The sequence below is a fragment of the Epilithonimonas tenax DSM 16811 genome (assembly GCF_000428485.1).
Classification (GTDB): Bacteria; Bacteroidota; Bacteroidia; order Flavobacteriales; family Weeksellaceae; genus Epilithonimonas; species Epilithonimonas tenax.
Genome location: NZ_AUAA01000006.1, coordinates 92,050 through 112,421 on the forward strand (window position 1 = coordinate 92,050; position 20,372 = coordinate 112,421).

Below are 20,372 nucleotides of genomic sequence, written 5' to 3' on the forward strand. Positions count from 1 at the left end.
AAAAACCTAAAAAGGATAACCGATCGCAATATTAAGGATCAGATTATCTTTTCTCCAAGCACCATCACCAAATTTGACTCTATCCAAAACCCAACGGTCACCTTTTTCATAGTAAGGCACCCGCAAAGGCATTGCCAAGTCTAACCTCAAAACTAAAATAGAGAAATCAAGTCTAAGACCTATGCCAGCTCCTACGGCAACCTCGCTTAAGAAGTCTTTACTGAATTTCCCACCTGGTCTTGTATTGATGCCACCCTCGTTGATATCATCATTCATCAGCCAAATATTTCCAGCATCCACAAATGCTGCTACATTTAGAAATTTATAAATATTGGCGCGGTATTCGGCATTCATTTCCAATTTAATATCGCCAGACTGGTCAAAATAGAAAGTGGCATTCTGACTTCTGGGATCATAACTACCAGGACCAAGCGTTCTTGCGCGGAAAGCCCGGATACTATTGCTTCCTCCGACAAAAAACTGCCTGGAATATGGCACAAACTCTGAATTCCCATACGGGTAAGCTATTCCGGCGATAATTCTGGATGCAAAATTGGTCTTTTCATTGAATTTGTGATAGAATCTAAAGTCGTGTTCCATCTTTGCATATTGACTAAATGGCACACCAAAAATATTTTTCTGATCGCCTTTTTTTGCATTGGCGCCAGTTAAAAGCCCGGTGATATTTCCCGCCAGATCCAGCAATCCACGGTAATAGATCGTATTGGTTTTTGGCGACGTCGTGTTTGTGTAAGTGTAGGTGTACGTTGGACCGAAGATCAATTGTTTATCAACCACTCTTTGCAAAGTGGGATTGGCAGGAACACCGTTTTCTGGGTCGCCGTTGATCTGTTGGCGGTATTTATCTGTAACCGTCTGCGGTGCTACCATCGTGATATCCATAACCTTAAGATCGTGTTCTTTTCTCACATTCTCTTTCCAGACATAACCAAATGAAGCATTGAAGTTATGAAGTGTGTACAATTCCGTACGGCTTTGGTATTCGTAACCAAGGTTGATATTGGTCCTCGGAACAAAGGCACTTGAAGAATTGAATCTGAACGGCGCAACGATTCTCGGGATAGAAAGCTGCGTGTTCGCACCCACTCTGATGATATTGTTGGCATCTTTCGGGCCTCCTAACTGTACATCAAAAGCACCATAAACAGATGCTTTTAGCTGTTCTGCGCCCCGGAAAAAATTACGGTGTGTCCAGTTCAGATTCACCTCTCCGCCACCATAATTGGCAGAATTGGTCCGCCCCAAAGTTTCCAGACGTAGCGACTGAATTTGTCTTGGTGTTAATAAATAATAAGCATCGAATTTATGATTCAAAGAATCTGAAACTACGAATTCATTCTTTACAAATTTGAACACACCCAAACTGATCAGCCGGTTCAATGTGAGATTGTGATCTTTCCGATTGTAAACATCGCCTGTTTTAAAATACAAAGCACGGTCAAAAATCTTTTGTTTGAATTTGTTTTCAGGATCGATGACATAAATATCCTCGTAAGCATATTTTGAGAGAGAATCAGCATTCATGGGAACAGTATACTTCCCTTCTTTTACATCTCTGATGTTATAATTGGGAAAAACCACCACTTTATCTATGGCGAATTGTTGTGTCGCAAGATCTGGCGTTTGCTCTTTCAGTTTCACATTCAGTTCAACTTTGTGATTTTTCGCCACCGTGCTGTCGGCCTGTACGATGATATTATCCGGATGGAAGTAGTAGAAACCTTTCTCTTTCAAACCATTGTCAATCCTTTCTCTTTCTGCTTTGATCACATCGAGATCAAATGGATTTCCGACTTTCAAAAGAGATGCATTCTTCAAATTCTGGATCTCCTGATTCACCAAAGTCGAATCTTGCTGAAATTTGATCTGACTGATCAGATATTGATTTCCCGGTTTCACGGTATAAATCACCTTTGCTTTCTGGCTCTTCGAAACCGTATCATAGGTCGATTTTGCATTGAAATAGCCTTTGTTTTCAGAATAATTTACCAGAATATCTTTGTTGAATTCCTTATCAACATCACCCAATAACACAGGTTTTTCGCCAAATTTATACTTGAGCCAATAATTGAATCCTTTTTCTTTTTTCGGTTCTTTTGCAATATTGTAAGCGTACAGTTTTGGCCTCAATCCTAGAAAACTTGAGTTGGGTTTCGGGGTCAGATTTTCTTCGAGTTCAGCCTTCAAAGCTTTCTTTTGCTTTTTTGGAATGCTGTCATTTTCGATTTTAACCTCAGCACCTGTGTACAGCATTTGCCCCTCTTTCAGAAATTTGGTATTGCTGCACGAAGAGATTATTGCAAGTGTTGACAATGCAATTACTGGTCTGAAATGGATTGAAAAACTGGCCTTCATTATTTAAAATCTACTACTTGGTTATTGTTTTTTTCTCGTTCTCTTTTTCTTTTCTCCCGCTTCGAAGTTTGGAAGATCTCGCGGAATTTGTCATAATCCAAAGTGATGATGAACCCCACTCCAGTTTCCACGATCTGACCTTGCAATGCCACCTGATATTCGTTCTTACGGTAAGCTCTCAGCATATATCTACCATCTTTTGAAAGGCTGTAATCCACAGTGACATCACCTGCAATATTGGTCGTATTTTCATTTTGCCGTGCATCACCTTCCAGTCCGAAGTTACTTCCTACAGACACTTTCAGACGGTCGTTCAGTAATTTTTTGCTGAGACCAATAGTCAAATCTGTTCTTGTATTCTGCGTTCCGGTGGAATAATCTTCGGATGATTCCAGATCAAAATTAAGATCTACTCCCTTGATCAAATCAGAAGCTAAGTTGTTCAATTGCTGGGAAAGAATCTTGCTCACACTTTGTCTTGCCATCGTTTCTGTAGAAAGGCCTGCACTGTTCTCAAAAGGATTTTCACCAATGAAACGGTTGAGCAAGAGCAATGCAAAAACCTGTTTGTTCATCTCGTTTTCTTCTGTTCTTAGCTGAGCCAATTTTTGATCTACAATATCTTTCACGTTAGAAGAAACCGAATTGTTTTTTTCCTCAGTCGTAATATCAAAACTGATGATTGGTTTCAAAAGTTCACCTTTCATTTTTAACAAGGTATTGAATTCCATTCTTTGTTTGTACTGGTTGAGCGTTGCCGGTGTTTCTCCGCTGATCTGCTGTTCTACCAGATCCAGCGGTGCCGTTTGCGTTTTATAGACGGCGGTAATATCCAGAGTAGCCTCAGTGGGTTCGCCCGTCCAGGTGATCGTACTGCCTTTCTGGATATCGAATTTACGTTTTAGAAGACTCACGCTCATATCATAACTCCCTTTCTCCACGGCATAAACGCCAACCAATGTTGTTTTCCCGGATGGATCTACACCGCCGGTAAGTTCCGCTTCACCCTGGAGTTTTACAAAATCACCGTTGGCTTTATCAATAATCACAGACATTTTCGCCTCTTTGCTGACCTCGATGTTCACACTCACGTCCATTCCTCTGATCTTGTTTTTAGCAGCCAAAGAATCTGCAACGATGGTTTTATTGAGTGTTACCTGATCCTGATCAATAAACTCTACAATGCCGTCTCTTTCCTGCAATGATGGACTGGACTGTGGCAAAACAAACGTAAAATCTGTATCATCCGAAACGGCCAATCTGCCGTCCACTTTTGGAAGGTCTAGGTTACCTCTCACCTTCAAAGCAGCATCGATAGATAGAATTCCGTACATCAAAGCATCATTCGATTTTTCTGAATTCACGACCTTGAAATCTTTTGCATTGATGTCCAGATTGAAGGCAAAATCTCTGTAAGTCTGCGTGAGAACTTGACCATCTATTTTAAGCGAATTCCCGTCCTTGTCATTAATTTTAAAATCATCAAATTCAATTCCTCTGTTCGTGAATGCAATTTGGTCATTGATCTTTCTGAAATCGCTTCCGGTTTGCTCGATCATCAATCCAACATGATTCATTTTCACATCACCGAGAATTTTCGGTTCGCTGGCCGTTCCTGTGATTTTCAGATTTCCAGAAAGATAACCTTCCGTATTGGTGATCGCATTCATAGAAAAGCCTTGGAGCGTTTTCATCTGAAGTTGATTCATCGCAAGGTCCAGCTCAAAACGGCTTGCAACAGTGTTGTAATTTCCTGTCATCTTCACATCATTTTGGTTTCCGGAAAGGGCAATATCAGCATTAATGATATCCGCAGAAGTATTATGGGCTTTCAAGGAAAGATTCCCAGCCGGACTTCCGTACACAAAAAGGTCAGAAACATTGATGTCTGCTTGGAAGTTCATTTTCTTGTTCAGATCTCTCAACTGCGCTGTTCCATTGATGGTTCCTTTTGCCAACAACGAATCTTTTTTGATGATCTCTGTGATTGTTTCGATTTTAAAATCTTTCAAAATCACATTCAAAGGGCTGTTCGGCGAAGAGTTTTCTGACTGAACCAAGATCTCACTTCCAGCGTTGGACAGTCTGAAATTGTCCGCAATAATTCCCCGACTTCCGATCTGGATTTTGTTACCGTCCGCAACGGCCCAATCCATATAATTTAACTTTAAACCATTGGGATCTAATGAGATCTCTGTGATGTCATTCATAGATTTGGCAGTGCCGGCGATCAGGAATTGAGTCTCATCTTTCTCATCTTTGGTGGTGATGTGATAATGGACGATATTATCTGCGACGTCACCATTGATACTGACTTTGTTCACAGCAAAACTTTCACTCTTCAAAGCTGCAACATCTAGCTGATATTGCAAAGCCTGATTTTCGTTGGTGATCTTCAAGTTTGTGTTTTCAAGCGAATTGCTTCCATACAAAACCTGCGGAATCTTTGCATCGAGCTCTATTTTCTGAGTATCTGCGTTGTAATTTCCATTGATATTAATGGTCTCAAAGCTTTTCAAATCAGGAACAAACTTTCTGATCAAGTCATCATTTTTAATCGTTGCATTGACCGTGAAAAATTGTCCAGCATCAATCTTCGCCGCTTTTACGGGTTTCTGGAATTGATAATACTGATTCACCGTTTGCGACAACGCACCGAAGATCTGTGTCAGTTTGTATTTTCCGTTCAGTGCCACATCTGCAAGCTGAGAATTGAATTTGATCTGGGTAGAATCCGCTGTAGAAACCGCCAAAAGCTTGACTTCCTGCATTGGATAAACTTCCTTCGTGTCAGAGATCGCAAAGTTTTTAAGATTCAGATAACCATTTAAATTATCGGGATCAAGGCTTTTAAAATCACCGTCAATGGCGCCTGCTAAGATCATTGGTGAACTGTAAAAACCGATTTTATTAAGGTCCAATTTGTTGATAGTTCCATTCACTTTCACCGTTGGATTTTTCTCATCGTAAAGACCGGAAGCAGTCAATTTCAGATTCGCATTGGGATCTTTGGAAGTAAGAACTATGTTGTATGCACCACGGTTGATCTTGCCTACCAGATTCATATTTTGATAACGGTAAGCTTTGTAAGTCGCAGATTGCACGTTTCCTACAAGATTGGCTTTCGCATTTTTGAAGTCAAAACTTTCGCCTTTCGCAGAGATCTGAGCAGTGATTCCGCCAATATCTTGATTCTGAATCATCTTTCCTATCTGAAGATTCTGCAGATTTGCTTTCACATCATACTGCTCGCGGTTTTTTCTCCGCATGTCCACCTGCGCGCTTATTCCGGCATTTCCAAGTGTTGAATATAAACTTAGATTTGTGTTTACAACTTTCGTAGTTCCTTTTGCAAAACCTTTGATGCTGAAGTGCGAAGGCAAAGCAATAGTGGACGGAATGGTGCCTTTTGGAACCAAATTAAAGACTGTTTTCCCAGATGAAGCCAATTCCCCAATCTTCAAATCATAATACAATTGGTCAGGATTCATCGCATTTCGGATTCTTCCTGATGCATTGATACGAAGCTGATCCAGACCAGAGACCTTCAGTTCATTGATCATCAGGTCGTTCACCAAACCTTTGACGTTGGCGTTGACGGACAGAATGGCATTGGGATATTTGTTGAACGGCGCGGTATTTCTTAAAGCTGGAACCAAGTTAAGAATATCAGCAAAACCGATTTTTGAATCTTTGATATTTGCCACGATCTTTACTGCGCCTGGGTTGGCAGACAACTGCTCGATGGAATTATAATTAATGACCACTTCATCTCGCAAAATTGTTTTTGGCGTTTGAAGATAAAGGTCTTTCAAGTAAGCTTCCTTGTCAGAGTACACAAAATCTGTCTTGAATTTCTGAATATCCAAACCTCTTTTCTCCTTGATTTCCGCCGATTTTACACTTCCTGTGAAACCATTGTTTTCCATTTTAAAATCACGGATCTCCACATTCAGTTTTCCAAAATTAAGATGGTTAAAATCCATTCCAGAATTTGTCGCCGCGACAGCTGTATTGTTATAAGCAACTTTAACATCATCGAAAATCAATTTGCCGAGAAGAACTTTCATCGCTTTTTCCTGCGTTTTATTCTTTGCAACTTCCGCTGTTTTTTGATTTTTAGCATGGGCGTTGGAAGTTGGAAGAAACAAGTTGGCGTTGATATTGGCGCCAGTCAGATACACATTGCCAACATCATAAGAATTATTCTGAAGGTCAAGATTGTTGATTTTTGTACTCAATTCTTTGAACAAAACTTTAGCAAATGTTTTAGAATTGTCATCGCCGTAATCGATGTTAAAGTTCGTCAGTTTGATTCCGCTCAAACCGATCTGCATTGGTTTTTTCTGATTGAGAGAATCGACCTTTTCCTCCACATTGTTAGACACTTCTTCTATCAGATCTTGTTTCAATTTTAATTTTAAGCCATCCAAATTGATGTTGTTGACTGCGTATTTGTTATCTTGAAGGTCAAAAGTTTTCACCCTCGTATCGAATGATTTGAAAAAAACTTTGATATCATTTTTGGATTGCTGATCTGTAAAATTAATGCCGACATCTGTCAGTTTGATCTTATCAAGCGATATGATGAATGGTTTTGAGGCACTTTCTTCTTTATCAGAAGTTGCGAACGCTTCCATAATGTAATCAAAATTAAATTTGCCCTGAGGATCACGGACGACATTGGCGCGAACACCTTCCATGTCGATAGAAGTTAGGTCGGCTTTAGAATGGATCAGCTGCCACATATCCAATCCCACATCAAATTTTTTCACCGCCAAAAGCGTATCTACTTTTTGGCCTTTCAGGTACAGATTTTCCATTACAAGACTATTTGGAAAACCGATGTAAACTCTTTCCAGACCAACTTTTGTTTTGATCTTACCTTCCAGATAAACGATTAATTTGTCCTTGATAAAATTTTGCACAAATGGCAGTCGAAGGCTAAATATCAGCACAATAAAAAAAACCAAAATAGCAATGATGGTTCTGATAAAACGTCTGAAGAATTTTCTTTTGTCGATTTTTACTTTCAAATGGTCAGGATTTCTCAATATTCATAGCAAATACCATACTACAACATCAAATGCGGAATTATAATATTTTTAAATGTAACAAATTAACAACATAAAATACTGAAAAACAAAAGTTTAAACCTAACAAATCTCTTTTTTATATTGCTTAAAAAACCTATGACCACATCTACAGCTACTTACCACGGGCCAGTTTTCTCACCATTCCTTTAAAGATAATGCCATGAAATGGCAAAACCGAATACCAGTATAATCTTCCTGCTAATCCGTGTGGGCGAAAAACGGCTTTTTGCCAAAGTTTGCCTTTGTAGAGTTTGAACATCAGCCACGCTTCTCCCGGTAATTTCATTTCCGCAAAAAGAATCAGTTTCCCTTCTTCCCTGTTGGCGTAGAGAACGCGCCAAAAATCCAAAGCGTCGCCTTCGTGTAGTTGCAACGGATGAGTTCTACCTCTTCGCAAACCTGGTCCGCCCACCAGTAGATCCATAAAACCACGCACCTTCCAAAGGCTTTGTCCGTACCAACCGTTTTTTCCACCCAGACCGAAAAACCGGTCGAGGCACTTTTCGCGGTCGTCATAAGTTTCACTTCTCAGATCTGTAAAACAACCAAATTTTGGCACATCCAAATATTCTCGGAGCGTGGTATCGTGCCTGCTGCTGATGAAGCTGTCTTTCCAGCTCGAACTTATTTCGTTGGCCTGAATTTTCGCCAGTGTTCTTTTCAAAGCTTCGACATAAGAAAAAGGCGTAATGCCAGTAATTTTCTTGATCTCCGCCAGACTTTCCGGTTTACAAATGACCTCGATCTTCATACTTCCAACAAGCGAACTTGCCAAATTATAGGACGTAGAAGTGATAAAATAAAGCCAGTAAGAAGATAATTTGGGCGTCATCACTGGCAACGTATAGATGGACCTTTTCAAGCCTCGCACCTTGGCATATCCCAAAAGTATCTCTTTATAAGTCAGCACATCATCACAGCCAATATCAAAACTTTTGTGGTAAGCGTCTTTGTGAAATAATGTAAAAATCAGAAAATCGAGAACATTCGCAATACCAATGGGTTGACATTTGGTATCCAGCCATTTGGGTGTAACCATCACCGGCAGTTTTTCTACCAGATCACGGATGATCTCAAAAGATGCACTTCCCGACCCTATAATGATTCCTGCACGCAGAACCGTGACAGGAACCTGACTTTTCATTAATATTTTCTCTACCTGAAATCTTGAATTTAGGTGTTTTGATAATTCATTTTGATTGACCAATCCGGAAAGGTAAATAATATGTTCACATTGGGTCTTTTCTATTTCTGATACAAAGTTCTGCGCACATTCTTTTTCTACATCTTCATAATCTTCTGTATTGCTCATAGAATGCATCAGGTAATAAGCACCGGAAATATCATTGGGAATATTTTGTAAGGTTTCCGGTTTCAAAAAATCGACTTCTATGACATCGATCAACGCAGCATCTATCCCGGAAGGTTTGGAAAAACGCGCCTTATCTCTGCAACAGCACACCACTTTGTAACCTTGCGCTGCGATCACGCTGATCATTCTTTTGCCGATGTAACCTGTTGCGCCTGTCAGTAAGATCTTTTTCATAGGAGTTTTCTTTAATTATTTTAATGCCCGCGAATACTCTGCCAAAACACGTTCTCTTGCGAACTTATGTTCTATAATGGGCGCCGGATACTTTCCCGAATCAAATTCGGCGACCCATTTTCTGATGTAAACCATTTCTTTATCAAATTTCTCCGTTTGAGTCGTTGGGTTAAAAACTCGGAAATACGGTGCAGCGTCACAGCCACAACCAGCTGCCCATTGCCAGTTTCCGTTGTTTGCAGAGAGATCGTAGTCATTCAGTTTCACTGCAAAATAAGCCTCGCCCCAGCGCCAGTCTATCAACAGATGCTTGCACAAAAAACTCGCAACAATCATTCTCACACGGTTGTGCATATATCCGGTCTCATTCAGTTGGCGCATTCCTGCATCCACAATGGGATAACCGGTTTTTCCATTGCACCACAACTGAAATTCCTTTTCATCATTTCGCCATTGGATTGCATCATATTTTTCTTTAAAAGAATGATGCACCACTTTTGGAAAATGAAACAGGATTTGCATAAAGAACTCACGCCAGATCAATTCGGAAAGCCAGGTTTGGTTATGTTCTACAGCAAAAGCAACACATTTCCGAATACTAATGGTCCCAAAACGCAAGGCAATTCCCAACTGTGTTGTCTGCTGCATTGCAGGAAAATCTCTGTATTTATCATATGCATCGATGATCTTGGGATCTAATTTTGGAACTTCGAAGTTCATTTCTGTCTTTTCAAAACCAATTTCCTGTAATGTTTTGATCGTTTGAAATTGCTGAGGAAAGAGTTGATCTAACTTCAACTTGACCGATTTGTAATGATCTGGTGTCAAATTTTCTTTCCATTTCTTCGAAAAAGGCGTGTAAACGGTGTATGGAAGTCCGTCATTTTTCACAATTTCATTCTTGTCAAAAATCACTTGGTCTTTATAAGCTTTGAAAGGAATCTCCCGAGCTTGAAAATAATCATATAGTTCTTTATCCCGTTTTATAGCTTGAGGCTCATAATCACGATTACAAAAAACACCCTGAATATCATATTCCTCTGATAAAGATTTAAAAATATCAAATGCTTTTCCGTGATAGGTAAGCAATGTGGAATGGTACATCTTCAACTCAGAATTGATCTGCTCCAAAGCCTGTTGGATATAATCTAGTCTTTTATCCTTTTTATCTTCCAGTTTATCCAGAATATCGGCATCAAAAATAAAGATTGGAACCACAGGAAAATCCGATTCCAAAGCGTGGTACAGCCCGACATTATCTTCCAGACGGAGATCTCTCCTAAACCAAAATATGGAAACTTTACTTTTCATTTTTTAATATTCTAAAGCCTTTCCAAAAGGTGACCAAAATAATCTTTCTTTTTATTAAGATAAGACGCGCTGGTCGGGTTAGAGTCAATCTCCAGCGGAATTCTCTCATTCAAAAAAACGCCACTGTTTTCGAGTGCTTTCAGTTTTTCAGGATTGTTGGTAAGCAAGTTAACTTTTGCCACTTCTAGTATTTTCAGCATTTCTATGGCTACACCAAAATCTCTGCCATCTGCAGGCAAGCCTAATTTCAAATTAGCTTCTACGGTATCAAAACCTTGTTCCTGCAAAGCATAAGCTTTCAGTTTGTTGATGATCCCAATATTTCGGCCTTCTTGTCTCAGATAGATGATCATGCCGCCATTTTCTGAAACGAATTTCATCGCAGCGTCCAGCTGCTGTCCGCATTCGCATTTTCTGGAATGGAACACTTCCCCCGTGATACATTCTGAATGGAAACGGACGTTCACGATTGCATTCACATCTGTATGCTCCGCAACCCAAACAAGATGTGGATTGTAGTCATTTTCATTTTCTGAAAAAGCATAGACTTTGAACATTCCAAAATCTGTAGGTATATTAGATTGCGCCTGTATTTTCAACATTAGTTATAAATTAAATCATTGTTATAGTACAAATTTATACTTTATTTATTTAATTAGTAAAATTAATTACTAAATTTGTCAATAAATAAAATCTATAATGAAAAAGGAAAATAACATCTCACCAGAAAAAATATTCGAAATCTATGGCGACTTTATCCTAAATAACGGAGAAAGACCCAAGAATATTTATCTTTTTGCTAAGGAAAATAACTTTGAAGAAAAAGATTTTTACAACTATTTCGCCAGCTTTGAGCATATAGAAAAACTCATGATCACGCATCTTTTCGAAAGATCTGTGGAGCTGGCATCTGAAGTGAACGACACCGATACCATTACGGCGAAAGAAAAATTGCTGAACGTCTATTTTATCTTTTTTGAAAATATGGCGATGAACAGATCTCTGGTGTTAATGATCTTGGGTAAAGACAAAATGAACTCGATCAAAATACTGCAAAGCCTGAAAGAAGCACACAAAAGCTTCGTAAAAACTTTGGACTTCAACGAAATGGAAATCCTGAAAAACGCAAAAGGCGATGTAAAAAACTTCATCGAAAAATCGAGGGAAGAAGCACTTTGGCTTCACCTGATGTCCTGTATAGAATTCTGGAAAAAAGACAATTCCCCATCTTTTGAAAAGACAGATCTGTTTATAGAAAAAACCGTAGATACAGGTTTTGAACTGATAGATAATGAACCGTTGAGAAAAATCGTAGATCTGGGAAAATTCTTATGGAAAGAAAAATTTAAAGCCAATTAAAATGAAAACATTAGACAAAATACCCACCGGAAAAATCGAAAGAACAGGCAGTTTGCTGAAAGCCGGCGCAAAAGTGGGCGTCAATTACCTGAAATATTACGGCAACAAGATTACAAAAGATGAAGATGCTGCCAGAAAAATATTAAATGAAGACAACGCAACAGACATCTACGACTCTCTGAAAGAACTGAAAGGTTCTGCTCTAAAAGTCGCGCAGATGCTGAGTATGGAAAAGAACATTCTGCCCGTAGAATATGTGGAAAAATTTTCTCTTTCCCAATTTTCTGTGCCGCCACTTTCCGGCGCGCTGGTCAAGAAAACCTTCCGAAAATACTTTGGTAAAAATCCTGAAAATATTTTTGATGAGTTTTCTCCGGAATCTGTCAATGCGGCAAGCATCGGACAGGTGCATAAAGCTAAAAATGGAGCACATGATCTTGCGGTGAAGATCCAATACCCGGGCGTTCGCGAAAGTATTACCAGCGATCTGAAAATGGTAAAACCGATTGCGATGAAAATGTTCAATATCAGAAAAGAAGGTTCCGAATCTTATTTTCAGGAAGTGGAAGACAAATTGTTTGAGGAAACCAATTATGAGCTGGAGTTGCAGCGCAGCCAGCAGTTTGCACGTGAATGCGGACATCTGGACAATATCCTTTTCCCCAATTATTATCCAGAATTTTCCAGCGAAAAGATTATTACAATGGACTGGATGAATGGCAAACATTTTTCTGAATTCACGAAGGAAAAGAACTCTCAGGAAGACCTTAATAAAATAGGACAAACACTTTGGGATTTTTATATGTACCAGATGCACGTTCTGAAAAAAGTACATGCAGATCCGCATCCCGGTAACTTTTTGGTTTCTGAAAACAAAGAATTGCTTGTCATCGATTTCGGTTGTATCAAGGAGATTCCGGAAGATTTCTACATTCCGTATTTTGAACTAGCAAAACAGGAAAACCTGAATGATCCTGAGATATTTACGGAAAAACTATATCTGCTGGAAATTTTGCGCAAAGATGATTCTGTGAAAGAAAAAGAATTTTTTACCAAATTGTTTTACGAGCTACTAGAGTTGTTTACAAGGCCGTTCAACAGAGAAAATTTTGATTTTTCTGATGAGACTTTCTTTCAGGAAATTGCAGATTTGGGTCAGCGTTACGCCAAACTCAGCGATATGAAAGGAATGAATGCCAACCGTGGATCACGCCATTTTATCTACCTCAACAGAACATTTTTCGGCTTGTATAATATGATGCACGATCTGAGAGCAAATACGGTGATGATCAGCCATTATAAAAATTATATCCTGTAAGATGCCTGCAGGATTAGCTTCAAAAACTTGTGAAGTTTGCGGCCTTCCTTTTAATTGGCGGAAAAAATGGGCAAAAAACTGGAACGAGGTCAAATACTGTAGCGAAAGATGTCGGAAAAACAAAAAATCAACATCCTCTGGTTTACCAAAGATCTAAGAATCAGGGACAATGAGTCACTGCACAGAATAATGCAGGATGATTTGCCTTTTCTTGCTGTCTATATTTTTGACGACGATTTTTTTAAATCTCAACAACTTGGCTTCAGGAAAATTGGGAAGTTCAGGGCAAAATTTTTGTTGGAAAGCGTCTTAGATCTGGAAAAAAGTTTAGATCAAAAGAAAATTCCGTTTCTGAAAAAAAGGGGCAAGACTCAGGCTGTTTTTAAGCAGATTTCGAATTATTTTGAGATTGAAAAGATCGTCTGTCAGAGAGAGTGGACTCAGGAAGAAATCAATATTGAAAATGAGATTAAGGAAGTTCTACCTAATGCAAAATGGTCGAAATCCTATTCTCAACTTTTATTAAAACCAGATTTCGTAAAACAAAAATTGGAAAAAGTCCCTTTATTGTTCACTACTTTCAGACAAAAAATTGAAAAGAAGCTGAGTATTAGAAAAGAATTTGACACAGAAGATTTGAAGTACACAAAATCGTTTTTTGATTTAAAACTAATGAGCGACAATATGACTTTAGGATCATTAGGATTTGATGATTTTGAGGTGAATCAATCTTCGGCTTTTCCTTTCTCAGGTGGTGAAACGCAAGGTTTGCAAAGGTTAAAATCTTATTTTTTTGAGACGAGAAATCTCAGTGTTTATAAAGATGTACGAAATGGTTTGCTTGGTAAAGATTACAGCAGCAAATTTTCTGCCTGGTTTGCCAACGGAAGTTTGTCTGCCGTATCTGTTTATCACGAAATAAAGAATTATGAAGCAGAATTTGGCAGCAATGATTCTACGTATTGGATGTTTTTTGAGCTTCTTTGGCGAGATTTTTTTAAATATACGTCCAAACAGCATCATAACAAACTGTTTCATCAGAACGGTATTTTAGAGACAGACTATGATTTTAAATCTGATCAGAATGCAATCAATCGTTGGGTGAATGGCGAGACAGATTCAGATTTCATCAATGCTAATATGCTGGAACTAAAAAATACAGGCTGGATGAGCAACCGTGGAAGACAGAATGTTGCGTCCTATTTTTGTAAAATTCTACAGCAAGATTGGAGAGTTGGTGCGGCTTACTTCGAGGAAATGCTCATCGATTATGATGTTCACAGCAATTACGGAAATTGGATGTATCTCGCAGGCGTTGGAAATGATCCGAGAAGCAGAACTTTTAACTCAGAAAAACAGGCAGAACAGTATGATGCTGATCAAAAATTTAGAAATCTATGGCTGAAGTAAAACCTCTTGTTGCCCAATTGATATTTCCGCATCAACTTTTTAAAGACACGGATTGTCTTGATAAAAGTCAACCCATTTTTTTGGTGGAAGAATTTCTGTTTTTCAGACAGTACAAATTTCACAAACAGAAAATTGCTTTGCACAGAGCGACAATGAAGTTTTACGAAGATTATTTGACCCGATTAAAATTCCGGGTTGAATATATTGAGAGCACTTCCCCACTTTCAGACGTCAGAAAATTAATCAAACATTTAGAAGAAGAAAAATTCGGGAAAATTATCACCACAGACGTTTGCGATCATTGGCTTGAGAAGAGAATCAAAGCTACCAGATTAGAATTGGAAATTCTCGACAGTCCATTATTCATCAATACAAAAGATGATCTGACAGCATATTTTGACGGTAAAAAATCTTACCATCAAACCGATTTTTACAAACAGCAGAGGATCTCCCGAAATATTCTAATGAAAGCCGGAAAACCTCTTGGTGGAAAATGGACTTACGATACAGAAAACAGAAAAAAATATCCGAAAAATAAAAAAGCACCGTCCATACATTTTCCGGAAAATAATCAATATAACGAAGAAGCCAGAAAATACACAGAGAAAAACTTTGGTGAAAATTATGGGAATCTGACTTCTTACCAATTGTATCCCGTGACTTTTCACGAAGCGGAAAAATGGTTTGATCAGTTTCTGGAGCTGCGTTTTTCAGACTTCGGCGTGTATGAAGACAGCATGGTAGAGCGTGAACATTTTTTGCATCACAGCGTCATTTCTCCATTGCTAAACATTGGTCTTCTGGATCCTGAAAAAGTGTTGGGAAAAGCGATTGATTATGCTGAAGCATATAAAATCCCGATCAATTCTTTGGAAGGATTTGTCCGTCAGATCTTGGGTTGGAGAGAGTTTGTGAGAGGAATTTATCTGTATGAAGGCACTTTTCAGAGAAATAAAAATTACTGGAAACATCACAATCCGCTTCCGACGTCTTTTTATACAGGCAAGACAAACATAAAACCAATTGACAGTACGATTCTGAAAGTTTTGCAAACCGGATATGCGCATCATATCGAGCGACTGATGATTTTTGCCAACGTTATGAATCTTCTGAAACTGAATCCTGATGACGTTTACCAATGGTTTATGGAAATGTTTATTGATTCTTACGATTGGGTGATGGTTCCTAATGTTTATGGCATGAGCAGCTTTTCTGACGGCGGAAAAATGAGCACAAAACCGTACATCAGCGGCAGCCATTATCTTAAAAAAATGAGCGATTATTCTGATGGCGACTGGAGCAAAAAATGGGATGCCCTTTTCTGGAATTTTGTGAATGACAACCGCATTTTCTTTGAAACCAACCCAAGATTGGGAATGATGCTGAGAACGCTCGATAAAATGACGGATGATAAAAAAACTGAACATTTCACCATCGCCCAACAAACCATTAAAGATTTGAAATAACAATGAAAAAAGAATTTGATCTCGAACAAAAAGACAGAATCATAGAAATGGCGTGGGAAGACAGAACGCCTTTTGAAGCGATAGCATTTCAGTTCAAAATCTCAGAATCTGAAGTGATCGAAATGATGAGAACAGAACTGAAACCTTCCAGTTTTCGCCTCTGGAGAAAAAGAGTCAACTCTGGCGTAAGCCAGAAACATTTGAAGAAAAGAAATCTTGAGATTGATAGATTTAAATGTACAAGACAACGCACCATAAGCCTTAATAAAATTTCAAAACGATAATTGCTTTTGATCTCAAATAATAATTCTAAAAACAAAAACAATGAAAAACATAGTCATCATCGGTTGCGGACAGGGAATAGGATTTGCCACAGCAAAACTTCTTTCAGAGAATAACAGCGTTATCGGTATCTCAAAAACTGAAAATTCTGAGATTAAAAATTTAGATATAGAATTTCATCAAATGGATATTCTCAACGGAAATCTTGATGAAATCAACTTCCCCGAAGTGGTTGACGGATTGGTCTATGCGCCGGGAAGCATCAATCTAAAACCATTTAATCGATTAACTGTTGAGGATTTTAAAAATGATTTTGAGATCAATGTTTTGGGTGCCGTGAAAACGATTCAGAAATTATTACCGAATCTTAAGAAATCTGAAAGCGCCTCTGTTGTACTTTTCAGCTCTGTCGCGGCTAAGTTAGGAATGCCATTTCACGCCTCTATCGCTGCCAGCAAAAGTGCTGTAGAAGGCCTCACGAAAAGTCTGGCCGCCGAATTGTCTTCTCAAAAAATAAGAGTCAATGCTATTGCGCCATCTTTGACGGATACAAAACTCGCTTCCCAACTGCTTTCAACGCCGGAAAAGGTAGAAGCATCCGGCAAAAGACATCCGCTGCAACGCATTGGAAAGGCAGACGAAATGGCAAAAATGACCGAATTTTTACTATCTTCCAATTCTGGCTGGATGACCGGACAAATCATCGGCATAGACGGCGGAATGGGAAATACCAAACTTTGATAGCGCTTAAAAAAAACACAACGATTACTATACTTAAAAATTAAATTATGAACACCGACTTTTTTATAGATCTGCTGGTTCAAGTCAAAGAATTTGAAAATTCTGATGCTTACAAATGCAATGCAGGCGTTGACGACTTCCGTATGTGGATGAATGATAAAAAATACGCCACAGAAAGTCCTACCAAACTCTTTCAAAACGAAAATCATCAGGTATCATTTACAGAAAATGAAATCTGCAAGCAGGTTTTGCTTTTGGGAAGATACTCGAAACAGCTTATCCGAAAAGGTCTGGGCAATTTTCCCGAATTGGCAAACGAAGAATTCACCTATCTCTACAGACTGAAGGACGAGCCATTTCTTACCAAAATCCAGCTGATAGAAAAAAATGGACACGAAAAACAAACCGGAATCCAGATCATCAAAAGATTGCTGGAAGCTGGATTTTTAGAAGAAAAGAACGATATAGAAGACAAACGCAGCAAGAGACTGAATCTCACAGAACAAGGAAAAAAGATATTCCACGAGTCCGTAGAAAATGTGAACCAGACTTCAAAGATACTTTCCGGAAAACTGAACGATCACGAGAAAAATGAATTCCTGAGAATGATGAAAAAGTTAAACGAATTTCATGCCCACGTTTATGCAGATTACAAAAATGCCGATATCAAAAAAATAAGCGGTTTGATTTGAAATTTTAAAGCGTCTATCAGTAGAAGCTTGATGGTAGAAATATGCTGAGCAAGATTCTCTTTGCTTATCGTGCTGATTAGATTTTTCTATTTGTAAACAGAGACTATTGGTCTGATATTTCCATAACTTGTACTTTCTAAATTAGGAGATTGATTTTATGAAGCATAAACAATTTAATTTTCAACAGGGATTCACATTCAGCAAACACGTTCCGGAAGAAATATCCCATTTTGACCGGGTTTTTGATGTGTTCAAGGACTTACTGACCCACACTTCCGGCGATATCGAAGAAGCCTTTGACTGGCTCGATATGCTGGATAAAGAATACGATATCTTCACCGACGACTATACACTGGCCGATTTTGAAGAAGACCTCAGAAAACGCGGTTACATCAAAAAAGAAGATGATTCCGAAGACGGAAATACCGGAAGCGGAAAAGGGAAAAACATTCTTACCGCCAAACTGGAAGCGGCTTTGCGGGAATATGCATTGGATCAAATTTTCGGTAAGCTGAAAAAATCCGGCATCGGAAATCACAGAACCAACAAATCTGGCGTCGGCGACGAGCGTGATGGCGAAAACCGAAGCTTCCAATACGGTGACGATCTTTCCACAGTCAATATGACCGAAAGTCTCAAGAATGCCCAAATCAACAACGGCATTGCTGACCTGAGAATGACAGAAGACGACCTCATCGTAGAAGAAACCAAACACAAAGCGCAGATGAGTACGGTGCTGATGATAGACATCAGCCACTCGATGATCTTGTATGGTGAAGACCGAATCACACCGGCCAAAAAAGTAGCGATGGCTTTGGTAGAACTCATCAACCGAAAATACCCTAAAGATTCCATCGACATTATTGTTTTCGGGAACGAAGCGTGGCCCATCAAAATCAAAGATCTTCCTTACCTTCAAGTGGGACCTTTTCACACCAATACGGTGGCAGGACTGGAACTGGCGATGGACATTCTCCGCAGAAAAAGAAATACCAACAAGCAGATCTTTATGATTACTGATGGTAAACCAAGTTGCATTAAACTTCCAACTGGCGAATATTACATGAACAGCGTAGGTCTGGATGAAATGATCGTTGGCCAATGTCTCAACAAAGCAGCACAAGCCAGAAAACTGAAAATTCCCATCACTACCTTTATGATTGCGCAGGATCCTTACCTGCGGAAATTTGTGGAAGCTTTCACCGCTCAGAACAAGGGAAAAGCTTTTTTGACAGGACTATCCGGTTTGGGACAAATGATCTTCGAAGATTACGAGAAAAATAGAATCAAGAGAATATAAAAGATAAAAATGAAAAACGATATCACATTCAAAGCCTTAAAAAAATCAGGCTATACCGATAAAACCATCAGTCAGGAAATTCAGGCTAATCTGATTGCAAAAATAAAAGCCAAGGAACCCGTTTTCGAAGGACTTTGGGGTTACGAAGATTCTGTCGTTCCTCAACTGAAAAAAGCGATTTTGGCAGGTCATCACATCAATCTTTTAGGCTTGCGTGGGCAGGCAAAAACCAGAATTGCAAGAAGTATGGTCAATCTTCTGGACGAGTACATGCCCATTGTAAAAGGTTCTGAGATCAATGACAGTCCGTTTCAGCCGATCTCAAAATTTGCGAGAGATCTGATTGCAGAATTGGGTGACGAAACGCCCATTGCCTGGGTTCACCGCTCCAGTCGTTTCTTTGAAAAACTGGCGACTCCTGATGTGAATGTTGCCGATCTTATTGGTGACATAGATCCCATCAAGGCAGCAACTTTAAAACTACCTTATTCAGACGAGCGTGTTTTGCATTATGGGATGATTCCTAGAGCCAACCGTTCTATATTTGTGTTGAATGAATTGCCGGATTTACAGGCGAGAATTCAGGTTTCCTTGTTTAATATTTTACAGGAAGGTGATATTCAGATCCGTGGATTTCAGCTGAGAATGCCGTTGGATATTCAGTTTGTGTTTACAGCAAACCCAGAAGATTACACCAACCGTGGCAGTATCGTAACGCCACTGAAAGACAGAATTGGATCACAAATTTTCACACATTATCCTAAAACCATTGCATTAGCAAAACAAATCACAGAGCAGGAAGCGGCTATCTCTGCCGAGGATAAATCCCAAATCCAAATTCCAGAATTGGCGAAAAATCTTTTGGAAGAAGTCGCTTTTGCAGCGCGAGATAGTGAATATGTGGATGCCAAAAGTGGCGTAAGCGCCAGACTCACCATCAGTGCGATGGAAAATCTAGTAGCGGCAGCAAAATTACGTCTGATAGAAACCGGTGCGGAAAAAACCACGGTTCGTTTGCTAGACTTTATGTCGATCATACCGTCTATCACCGGAAAAATTGAATTGGTTTACGAAGGTGAACAGGAAGGTGCTGATTATGTTGCCAAAATACTGATTGACAAAGCAGTAATGCTTCAGTTTGAAAGCATCTTTCCACGGATTTCTAAATTGGACAAAGAAGGCATCAAAACGCCTTACACCGATCTAATCAAATGGTTCAACAGCCATCAACTTGAACTTAATTACACCGACAGTGATGACGATTTCTACAACAAACTCAGCAGCATCACCCCTTTGACAACGGTGATCGAAGACAATGCTTCTGGACTGAGTGTGGAAGATCAAAACTTATGTAAAGAATTGGTTTTATGGGCATTGACCATCAGCAAAAAATTAGATAAATCTGAAAATTCTATGGCATTCACTTTTGAATCAGCTGGTATAGGACAGTTTTTCAGAGAATGATCTACAAATCT

15 protein-coding genes are annotated in these 20,372 nt (G+C 39.1%); 10 read left to right on the plus strand and 5 right to left on the minus strand.

The genetic code is table 11. From position 1 onward, the window contains the following. Window positions 1-6: 6 nt before the first annotated feature. From tamL to ribA, 5 genes are all read right to left on the minus strand, one after another. Complete coding sequence (tamL, locus tag F564_RS0104525) at window positions 7-2,376, minus strand: translocation and assembly module lipoprotein TamL (protein WP_028121568.1); 2,370 nt, start codon at window positions 2,374-2,376, stop codon at window positions 7-9. Further along, window positions 2,376-7,412: a translocation/assembly module TamB domain-containing protein gene (locus F564_RS0104530; protein ID WP_028121569.1), complete on the minus strand. Its 5,037-nt coding sequence runs from the start codon at window positions 7,410-7,412 to the stop codon at window positions 2,376-2,378. Before F564_RS0104530 ends, tamL begins: the two co-directional genes overlap by 1 nt. Before the next feature lie 172 nt (window positions 7,413-7,584). After that, entirely contained in the window at window positions 7,585-9,018 is a 1,434-nt protein-coding gene (locus F564_RS0104535) for an SDR family oxidoreductase (protein ID WP_028121570.1), read from the minus strand. 15 nt (window positions 9,019-9,033) lie between these two features. Further along, the gene (locus F564_RS0104540; protein ID WP_028121571.1) at window positions 9,034-10,329 is read right to left on the minus strand and encodes a cryptochrome/photolyase family protein; all 1,296 of its coding nucleotides are present in this window, start codon (window positions 10,327-10,329) and stop codon (window positions 9,034-9,036) included. A gap of 11 nt (window positions 10,330-10,340) precedes the next feature. Continuing rightward, complete coding sequence (ribA, locus tag F564_RS0104545; protein ID WP_028121572.1) at window positions 10,341-10,931, minus strand: GTP cyclohydrolase II; 591 nt, start codon at window positions 10,929-10,931, stop codon at window positions 10,341-10,343. Window positions 10,932-11,028: 97 nt separating this feature from the next. Between ribA and F564_RS0104550 the strand changes: the two genes are divergently transcribed. From F564_RS0104550 to F564_RS18695, 10 genes are all read left to right on the plus strand, one after another. Then, window positions 11,029-11,688, plus strand: a complete 660-nt coding sequence (locus tag F564_RS0104550) for a TetR family transcriptional regulator C-terminal domain-containing protein (protein ID WP_028121573.1) — start codon at window positions 11,029-11,031, stop codon at window positions 11,686-11,688. A gap of 1 nt (window position 11,689) precedes the next feature. Next, window positions 11,690-13,006, plus strand: coding sequence for an ABC1 kinase family protein (locus tag F564_RS0104555; protein ID WP_028121574.1), 1,317 nt, complete (start codon window positions 11,690-11,692; stop codon window positions 13,004-13,006). A 1-nt stretch (window position 13,007) separates the two neighbouring features. After that, window positions 13,008-13,163: a DUF2256 domain-containing protein gene (locus F564_RS20145; protein ID WP_076605650.1), complete on the plus strand. Its 156-nt coding sequence runs from the start codon at window positions 13,008-13,010 to the stop codon at window positions 13,161-13,163. Further along, entirely contained in the window at window positions 13,115-14,416 is a 1,302-nt protein-coding gene (locus tag F564_RS0104565; protein WP_028121598.1) for a DASH family cryptochrome, read from the plus strand. The genes F564_RS20145 and F564_RS0104565 overlap by 49 nt, the downstream gene beginning before the upstream one ends. Further along, entirely contained in the window at window positions 14,404-15,882 is a 1,479-nt protein-coding gene (locus F564_RS0104570; protein ID WP_028121575.1) for a cryptochrome/photolyase family protein, read from the plus strand. Before F564_RS0104565 ends, F564_RS0104570 begins: the two co-directional genes overlap by 13 nt. Before the next feature lie 2 nt (window positions 15,883-15,884). Next, window positions 15,885-16,166 carry a TIGR03643 family protein gene (locus tag F564_RS0104575; protein WP_028121576.1) on the plus strand — a complete coding sequence of 94 codons (282 nt, stop codon included), beginning with the start codon at window positions 15,885-15,887 and terminating at the stop codon, window positions 16,164-16,166. A 40-nt stretch (window positions 16,167-16,206) separates the two neighbouring features. After that, window positions 16,207-16,905 (plus strand): SDR family NAD(P)-dependent oxidoreductase, encoded by a 699-nt coding sequence (locus F564_RS0104580; RefSeq protein ID WP_028121577.1) that lies wholly within the window; start codon window positions 16,207-16,209, stop codon window positions 16,903-16,905. A 47-nt stretch (window positions 16,906-16,952) separates the two neighbouring features. Then, window positions 16,953-17,597, plus strand: a complete 645-nt coding sequence (locus tag F564_RS0104585; RefSeq protein WP_028121578.1) for a MarR family winged helix-turn-helix transcriptional regulator — start codon at window positions 16,953-16,955, stop codon at window positions 17,595-17,597. Window positions 17,598-17,754: 157 nt separating this feature from the next. Continuing rightward, window positions 17,755-18,897, plus strand: coding sequence for a vWA domain-containing protein (locus tag F564_RS0104590; RefSeq protein ID WP_028121579.1), 1,143 nt, complete (start codon window positions 17,755-17,757; stop codon window positions 18,895-18,897). A 9-nt stretch (window positions 18,898-18,906) separates the two neighbouring features. Further along, a complete protein-coding gene (locus F564_RS18695) occupies window positions 18,907-20,361 on the plus strand; it encodes a sigma 54-interacting transcriptional regulator (RefSeq protein WP_034980735.1) in 1,455 nt (484 codons plus the stop codon). Window positions 20,362-20,372: the final 11 nt, after the last annotated feature.

What these genes read in the sequence shown, in the direction of transcription:
- tamL (WP_028121568.1), bottom strand. Translation starts at nt 2,376, where the DNA reads ATGAAGGCCAGTTTTTCAATCCATTTCAGACCAGTAATTGCATTGTCA.
- F564_RS0104535 (WP_028121570.1), bottom strand. Translation starts at nt 9,018, where the DNA reads ATGAAAAAGATCTTACTGACAGGCGCAACAGGTTACATCGGCAAAAGA.
- F564_RS0104540 (WP_028121571.1), bottom strand. Translation starts at nt 10,329, where the DNA reads ATGAAAAGTAAAGTTTCCATATTTTGGTTTAGGAGAGATCTCCGTCTG.
- ribA (WP_028121572.1), bottom strand. Translation starts at nt 10,931, where the DNA reads ATGTTGAAAATACAGGCGCAATCTAATATACCTACAGATTTTGGAATG.
- F564_RS0104550 (WP_028121573.1), top strand. Translation starts at nt 11,029, where the DNA reads ATGAAAAAGGAAAATAACATCTCACCAGAAAAAATATTCGAAATCTAT.
- F564_RS0104555 (WP_028121574.1), top strand. Translation starts at nt 11,690, where the DNA reads ATGAAAACATTAGACAAAATACCCACCGGAAAAATCGAAAGAACAGGC.
- F564_RS20145 (WP_076605650.1), top strand. Translation starts at nt 13,008, where the DNA reads ATGCCTGCAGGATTAGCTTCAAAAACTTGTGAAGTTTGCGGCCTTCCT.
- F564_RS0104565 (WP_028121598.1), top strand. Translation starts at nt 13,115, where the DNA reads ATGTCGGAAAAACAAAAAATCAACATCCTCTGGTTTACCAAAGATCTA.
- F564_RS0104570 (WP_028121575.1), top strand. Translation starts at nt 14,404, where the DNA reads ATGGCTGAAGTAAAACCTCTTGTTGCCCAATTGATATTTCCGCATCAA.
- F564_RS0104575 (WP_028121576.1), top strand. Translation starts at nt 15,885, where the DNA reads ATGAAAAAAGAATTTGATCTCGAACAAAAAGACAGAATCATAGAAATG.
- F564_RS0104580 (WP_028121577.1), top strand. Translation starts at nt 16,207, where the DNA reads ATGAAAAACATAGTCATCATCGGTTGCGGACAGGGAATAGGATTTGCC.
- F564_RS0104585 (WP_028121578.1), top strand. Translation starts at nt 16,953, where the DNA reads ATGAACACCGACTTTTTTATAGATCTGCTGGTTCAAGTCAAAGAATTT.
- F564_RS0104590 (WP_028121579.1), top strand. Translation starts at nt 17,755, where the DNA reads ATGAAGCATAAACAATTTAATTTTCAACAGGGATTCACATTCAGCAAA.
- F564_RS18695 (WP_034980735.1), top strand. Translation starts at nt 18,907, where the DNA reads ATGAAAAACGATATCACATTCAAAGCCTTAAAAAAATCAGGCTATACC.